Annotated in this window: 7 protein-coding genes; all 7 read right to left on the reverse strand. The window is 47.5% G+C overall.

Features of this window, described 5'->3' with window-relative positions; genetic code table 11:
• Positions 1 to 1,800, reverse strand: a 1,800-nt coding sequence (locus C7B77_RS20955) for a peptidase domain-containing ABC transporter (RefSeq protein WP_106309385.1), incomplete at its 3' end; no start/stop codon positions are given.
• Between the two features lie 54 nt (positions 1,801 to 1,854).
• The gene (locus tag C7B77_RS20960; RefSeq protein ID WP_106309388.1) at positions 1,855 to 2,217 is read right to left on the reverse strand and encodes a hypothetical protein; all 363 of its coding nucleotides are present in this window, start codon (positions 2,215 to 2,217) and stop codon (positions 1,855 to 1,857) included.
• A 36-nt stretch (positions 2,218 to 2,253) separates the two neighbouring features.
• A complete protein-coding gene (locus C7B77_RS20965) occupies positions 2,254 to 2,646 on the reverse strand; it encodes a hypothetical protein (protein WP_106309391.1) in 393 nt (130 codons plus the stop codon).
• A gap of 122 nt (positions 2,647 to 2,768) precedes the next feature.
• Entirely contained in the window at positions 2,769 to 3,053 is a 285-nt protein-coding gene (locus tag C7B77_RS20970; protein WP_106309394.1) for a hypothetical protein, read from the reverse strand.
• Between the two features lie 209 nt (positions 3,054 to 3,262).
• On the reverse strand, positions 3,263 to 4,570 hold the full coding sequence (locus C7B77_RS20975) for an AraC family transcriptional regulator (protein WP_181243947.1): 1,308 nt from the start codon (positions 4,568 to 4,570) through the stop codon (positions 3,263 to 3,265).
• Between the two features lie 307 nt (positions 4,571 to 4,877).
• Positions 4,878 to 5,480 (reverse strand): glutathione S-transferase family protein, encoded by a 603-nt coding sequence (locus C7B77_RS20980; RefSeq protein ID WP_106309400.1) that lies wholly within the window; start codon positions 5,478 to 5,480, stop codon positions 4,878 to 4,880.
• Between the two features lie 129 nt (positions 5,481 to 5,609).
• A complete protein-coding gene (locus C7B77_RS20985; protein WP_106309403.1) occupies positions 5,610 to 6,341 on the reverse strand; it encodes a phycocyanobilin:ferredoxin oxidoreductase in 732 nt (243 codons plus the stop codon).
• Positions 6,342 to 6,561: the final 220 nt, after the last annotated feature.

The following is a 6,561-nucleotide window of genomic DNA, read 5'->3' on the forward strand; positions in this document are numbered from 1 at the left end:
GCTGATAAACTCATCCGCTCCAGCGATCTGACAAGCCCAGACGATCTGTTCAAACGAGGTTGTGGGGTAGGAGAGACGAAAATTGTCGATAATCGATCGACTCCAAAATTGGGCATCTTGAGAGACTAATACGACCTGTTGACGCAGACATTCTAAGGCGAGATCTTGCTGACTGAAGGCACCGTAGCGAATATTCCCCGATTTGAGGGGATACAGTCCAGCAATGAGTTTGGCGAGGGTACTTTTACCGCAACCCGAGGCTCCGATCGTGGCGGTAACTTTGCCGCCGGGAATAGTCAGGGTAAAATCTTGGAGCAGATCTACTCGTCCGGCGTGGTGGAAGTTGACTTGGGAGCAATTAATGTTTGCATCGGGCGCGATCGTCGCCCATGGTTTGGATGTGGTATGCACTTCTTCCGGAGTTGCATCGAGTACTTCCGATAGGCGTTGAATCACGATCTGGGCGGTAATAAATTCATCGATCGTGCCGACGACAGTGCTCAAAAATCCTAGAAAATTGCCACTCATCCCATTGAAAGCGATGAGCTGTCCGATACTCATGGTGCGATCGATGACTGAGTAGCTGCCGAGCCAGAGCAAGCCAATCGTCGTGAAGTTAGCAATAATTCCCGTCAGCGTAGAGCTATATAAACCCAGTTGCATCGTGCCCCAATTGAGGTTTGCCAGTCGTCCAAAGTTGCGCTGGTACTCATCCCAGACTTGCGGCGCGGCTTGGGTGGTTTTCAAGACCAAAGCACTCCGAAAAGTTTCGACCAAAAAGCCCTGATTTTCCGTCCCTTCGATAATTAAGCGGCGAGTTTTATGCCGCAAGGCCGGGAGAAACAGCAGGTTGACAATGGTGACTACGACAAAAGCCGCTAGCGAAGCTACTGTCAGTTGCCAACTATAGACGAGCATCAGCCCCAGCGAGACAACGGCGATAAAAAATTGACTGGGCAAACCGAGGACGATCTGACTGACTAGGGCATTGACTGTGCGGACATCACCCAGACGGCTGATGACTTCGCCGCTGCGGTGGGCATCAAAGTAGGACAAGGGCAACCGCAGCAGATTGAAGCCATAGTCGAGGGTTAGCCCCAGTTGCAATCGCTGACCGAAATTGCCGACTAATTGGGATTGGATCAGCCCGATCGTACTCCGAAACAGATTCATGACCATGACGGCGATCGCGACTGTGGTGAGCAACTGAATATCGCCCCGTACCAACACGTCATCGGTGAGCAACTGCATCATCATCGGCATGGCTAGAGCCAATAATCCGATCGCGATATTAATTACCAGTGCTTGGATCAGCGTCCACCGATACGGCCATACCCGCCGCAGAAATCGCCCCAAACCACTCACTTTATCGTTGGGTTGCTCGTAAAATCGCTCATCATCCGGCTGCAACAACAGCATCAATCCATTCGACCAACCCGCCAATAGTTCTTTGCGGGTCAGATGCCGAATTCCGACTGCCGGATCGGCGATAATATATTTCCGCCCCCGCTGGCGGTAGAGTACCACCCAGTGGTTGCCGTGCCAATGGACGATTAGGGGTAATGGTGCGTCATTGAGATGCTCGATCGCTTCTGCGGTGGCTTGCGCTTGACGCGCGTGAAAACCCACTACTTCTGCCCCCCGCCGCAAACCTAATAAGGTGGTACCGCGAGATCCGGTACCCACCGCTTCGCGCATCCGCGTGAGCGTAAAAGTGCGCCCGTAATGTTTGGCAACGGTGGCCAGACATGCAGCACCACAGTCTTCTTCACTATGTTGGAGAATACAGGAGTAGCTCATATGGTTGTTGGCTAATAGGGCAGAGATCGGCAACCAAGCGCAAGCCAAAAGTGGTTAATAATAGTCGATGGCGAGAACAAACCCGTTGGATACCGTCATCCCCCGATCGAAACTGTAGGTGTACGTGTGTTGGATGACCTTATCTCCTCGACCGTAAACACTGACATTTGCCGATGCATTGTCGCCGATCGCAATTGCAGTACCATATCCGAAGGCAATCGATACATACTGGTTGGCCATCGATCGCGTCATGGCATTTGTATAAGCGTAGGTGGAATCACCAGTAGCCTCGGCGATGGCATCAACGCCTACCAGTGCAACTCCCCCAGCGATCGAGGACGCAGTAAAATCGGGGATCTCGACAAATCCAAATTTGTCTGGTTGACCCAATTGGGAAATCGGATTAAATTTTGTCATAAAAAAAGCAATTCATAATACAATGCCTCAAAAATCTCAAACCGTTGGCACAATCGATCGGCTGGCGAAGATTTCGATCGGATCGGTATCATCGCCACCACTGACAACACTCACCTCTGCCATGGCATTTTCCCCGCTGGCGATCGCGGTCGCTCCTCCCATCGCCAAGGAGAAGTAAGCGTGCGGGCAGATCGATTCGGTAGATCCGACGCTAGGCGATTCTCTTGCCGAGAGGCTTTGCCAAGGAGTTGTGGTGTTTGAGAGCGTATAGGCTAACTTCCGCCGCCCACCTTTGACTTTAATACTTACAAACGCACCGCCATCAATAGCTGCCGCAATTTCATCGGAAATCTCGACAAATCCAAATTTGTCTGGACGTTCCCATCCCACCGTCGAACTAATAGGTTTCATAAAAAACTTATTACTCATTACTTATTACTTATTACTCATTACTCGATCGAGCAATTTGGATCTATGCCTAGCTCGGCTAGCGGCTGGAGAGTATAAAGCACGCCGACTAGCTGCCGTCGTGCTTTGCCTACTAGCTAAGATTAGAAATTGGAAGCAGAGGTAGAACCGCTATAAGCAGAGGATCGGAAAGGATCGCTGTAAGTCAGAGTCAGAGTTTCTGCTAGTGAGTCACGTCCATAAGCATCTGCATAAGCCTCAGCATCGCCTAAGTTGCCATAAGGATCTGCATAAGAGCGAACGTACTTATCGACATAGATATCGATATAAGACTTTTTGTAAACGTCGAGGTTGACACTGCCTCGTAGCCCACCACAAACGTTTTGAGCGGAATCATCGGAAAGTTCGATACCAAAATTAGTATTCATAAAAACTCCAAAAGATTGATTGCAAGACTCAAGAAAAGATCGAGCTAATATCTTCGATCTCTTATATATTACAATCCACAACTCAGGGGGTAAATGCCGATTGCGAACGCATTACGATCGATCGGATCGTATTTTGCATAGTTAAAATAAGTCTTAAATTGTAAATTGTAAATAATGCTTAAAAATAGATTTTAAATTCCTAATTCATGTTAAAATTTAACGATCTTCGCAAGCAATGTTTGAAAAAAATCGGGAACAGCGCGTGCAGATAACCTGCGACCCAGGCTATTCACTAATAAGCATTCGGACGACCTACCCATCTGAATCGATCGAGATCGACCACCCGCTACTCGTGCGGAGAGCGGATCGTCGATCTCTTGCCACATCACATTTTGGCGATCGAACGGGCTACTGTGTTTCAATGTATCCGATGGTTTTTCGCCAAACAACTGCTGGTACTCCTTGGCAAACTTCCCACCTTGGGTAAATCCATATTTCATCATCACATCCACAACTTTAGTATCGGTGGTGGCTGCTGCCAATTCCCGCCGAATCCGGTGCAATCGGGCTTGAGCCATAAACCGCATCGGCGAACAGTCACAGTGAAGGGCAAAGGCTTTTTGGAGCAGGCGAGCAGACACGCCCGTCGCGTCGGCGATATCCGCTAGCTTGATATCTTCATGGAGATGGGATTCAATGAATGTCTGTGCTTTGCGGACGTGATAGGCCAATGCACCCTCGATCTGATACGATAGCTCATCAGAATAATTGCTCTGCAAGCCCTCGATCGCACAAGCTAAAAAAGTCGCCTCCAACTTTTGGAGCACTAACGAAGAACAATGAACGGAGGTAGCCGCAGTGGTTGTGGCTACTTCCCAAAGAAATTGACTGAATTTCTTCAAACTCAAGCCCACCTCATTAGTCAAATCGATGTTGGGCATGAAGACGACTGGGTGTTTCAATGGTCGATCGAGTAATTTACTCACAGCCGACTCGATCGCATCTCGATCGATCGAAATCAATAATACTTGTCCCGACTCACTGGCAATACTTTCCACAGTTTGAGTCGGACAGCCAATCGTCGCTGTAGCTGCGGAACAATCAGTCTGGTAGCGATCGATCTTTTGCTCTAAAGATCCCGAACTGACGATATAAAAGATGTAACGCTCGTCTAAGGCAGCTTGTTCTAGTTTAAATGCTCCTTGCCATCGGAGATCGATGAGCTGGAAATTGCTCGCGATCGGGGGGCGAGCATCGCAGCGAAGATTTGTAGCTGAATCGCTGCTGTTCGATCTCGATAGCGAATGGAGTCGATAATCGCCAATTGCATTGCCGATCGTCTCTTGCCAACTATTTTCGCCCAGATTTTGCTTGCCATTATTGGTACGCTCTGCCCATCCGTGCTGTTGGCTGTGGTAATAGGCTGGGGACTGTTCGCGCTGAATCATCCGCTGGCTTGGAGCTGCATCAGGACTATTGCAAAGCAATGCTCTCCCCTTTCCATTATGCTGTTGCATACAAGCTTGTAGTGTGTGAATGGATCTATTTCTCACCATCCCAAACTTAAACGGTAATATCAATACGACAATCGGCTAAGTTGTCACAAATATGTTCGATTTTGACTTACGTGACGATCGCTCTTTATAGCATATGTATATTGACAAACCGTCTCCCCTCAAGGCTCAATTAAAATATCGATCGAAGCAAATACACACAATGCCATTTTTTATTGTATAAAATACAACGTTTAATTTTTGTAACTTCTTGTTTTTATTCTCCGACAAAAAGTTGGTAACGCATTCAGATTAATCGATCGAGTCACTTCTAAGCCAATATTGTCAGATAATTTGGTTGGTGCGCGATCCGATCGCACCAAGCTAAAATCGCGGGAAATTTGCTCAATTCAAAATTACCTTCCTCAGCAACATGAGTATAGGCATACAGAGCGATATCGGCGATCGTGTAGCGATTGCCCACGAAATAATCGGAGCGTTCTAAATGTTGCTCCATCACTCGCAACGCAGCATAACCCAGTTCTTGCTTTTGCACGATTGCTTCGCGTTTTTGCTCGGCTATGTTAGCAATTGAAATCCAAAAGCGCACGGTAGCAATATTTGGTTCGTGACTATATTGCTCGAAAAATAACCATTGCATCACTTGCGCGCGCTCCCATCGATCGGCAGGCAAAAAATCGGTACCATCAGCAAGATAATAAATAATGGCATTCGATTCAAATAAATACTGTCCGGGTTGAATTTCTAATGCTGGCGTTTTCCCAACTGGATTCATTGTCAAAAATTCCGCCGTGCGACTCTCACCTTTGAGGATATCGATCGGGATTCTTTGATACGCTATCTCCAGTTGATTCAACAGCAACCGAATTTTATAACAATTCCCCGAAGACGCATATTCATATAGTTTGAGCATAATCTTTAACCTGAACTTTAGATCGAGGTAGGGGCAATTCATGAATTGCCCCTACCTCGATCTTAGCAAGATCGACGTTGATAATGTTGGGTTTCGTGCCTCAACCCAACCTACATACTCTATCAACTATCAACTATCAAACAACACCGTCGTCATATAATTTTCCGCCCATTCCGTACCGAAAGCTTTTTCTAATACGCGACGGGTTTTGTCGTTTTGCTGTTGCTTAGTACAATAATAATTTTGAGCGGTGAGGATTTCGGCGCGTTCGGTAGTGCTGACAGGAGTTGCCATCGCCGCCTGTTGACAGTGAATCGTCAGTATTGCAATGACGCGATCTAGAAACCATTGTTCTTCTTCAGGGTTTGCGGGACGCACGAAAAAGCAAAATTCTGAGAAAATATCCGCCCAGTCTGGTAACTCGCGCGGTTGGCTGAAGTTATGCTGGGGTAATAACAGTAAGGGTAGGCGATAGTTATCGGGCAATACCCGTTGCGCGTTGAGTGGCGATAAATCGGCAATTGCCGCACTGATTTGTCCCCGTCCCGCGACGATATCGGTACCAAACATCGGTAGCGCGTATTCAGGATGCGGAAACATCACACAGTGGAGAATATCTAAATTCTTGCCTACCTGAGCCAGTTCCAGATGTAGCTTCCGAAATTGGGGGGTTTGGTAGCACTTGTTTTCGATGACTAGTTTTTCCCCTTCCAATTTCCCTTCAACATAGCCCAATTCTGAGGGTAGATAATAAGGGGACAGATCTAGGTATTGTGCCCAGACGGTTTCGATCGCATTGGCAAGTTGCTCGATTAGGGTGTGTTGGCGCGATCGCAGTGACTGGGTACTAGTTTCCATCATAATTAATAGCCGATCCAGATTGCGGTCGTTATCGCTTTGTGGCGATGAGGCCGATCCGCAGGAGTCAAGATGGGTGCAGTTTATCTACCGATAAAAAACACCGCATATCTATTCAATTTTACCAGGGGCGGTTATCGAGCTGAAAGATTGCTTCATCTTTGTTTAGACCCATCGACCTTGAGATCGCCACATCTGGCTAATTTCTGGTCAACCACTTTTG

The sequence above is a fragment of the Chamaesiphon polymorphus CCALA 037 genome (genome assembly GCF_003003845.1).
Taxonomy (GTDB): Bacteria; Cyanobacteriota; Cyanobacteriia; order Cyanobacteriales; family Chamaesiphonaceae; genus Chamaesiphon; species Chamaesiphon polymorphus.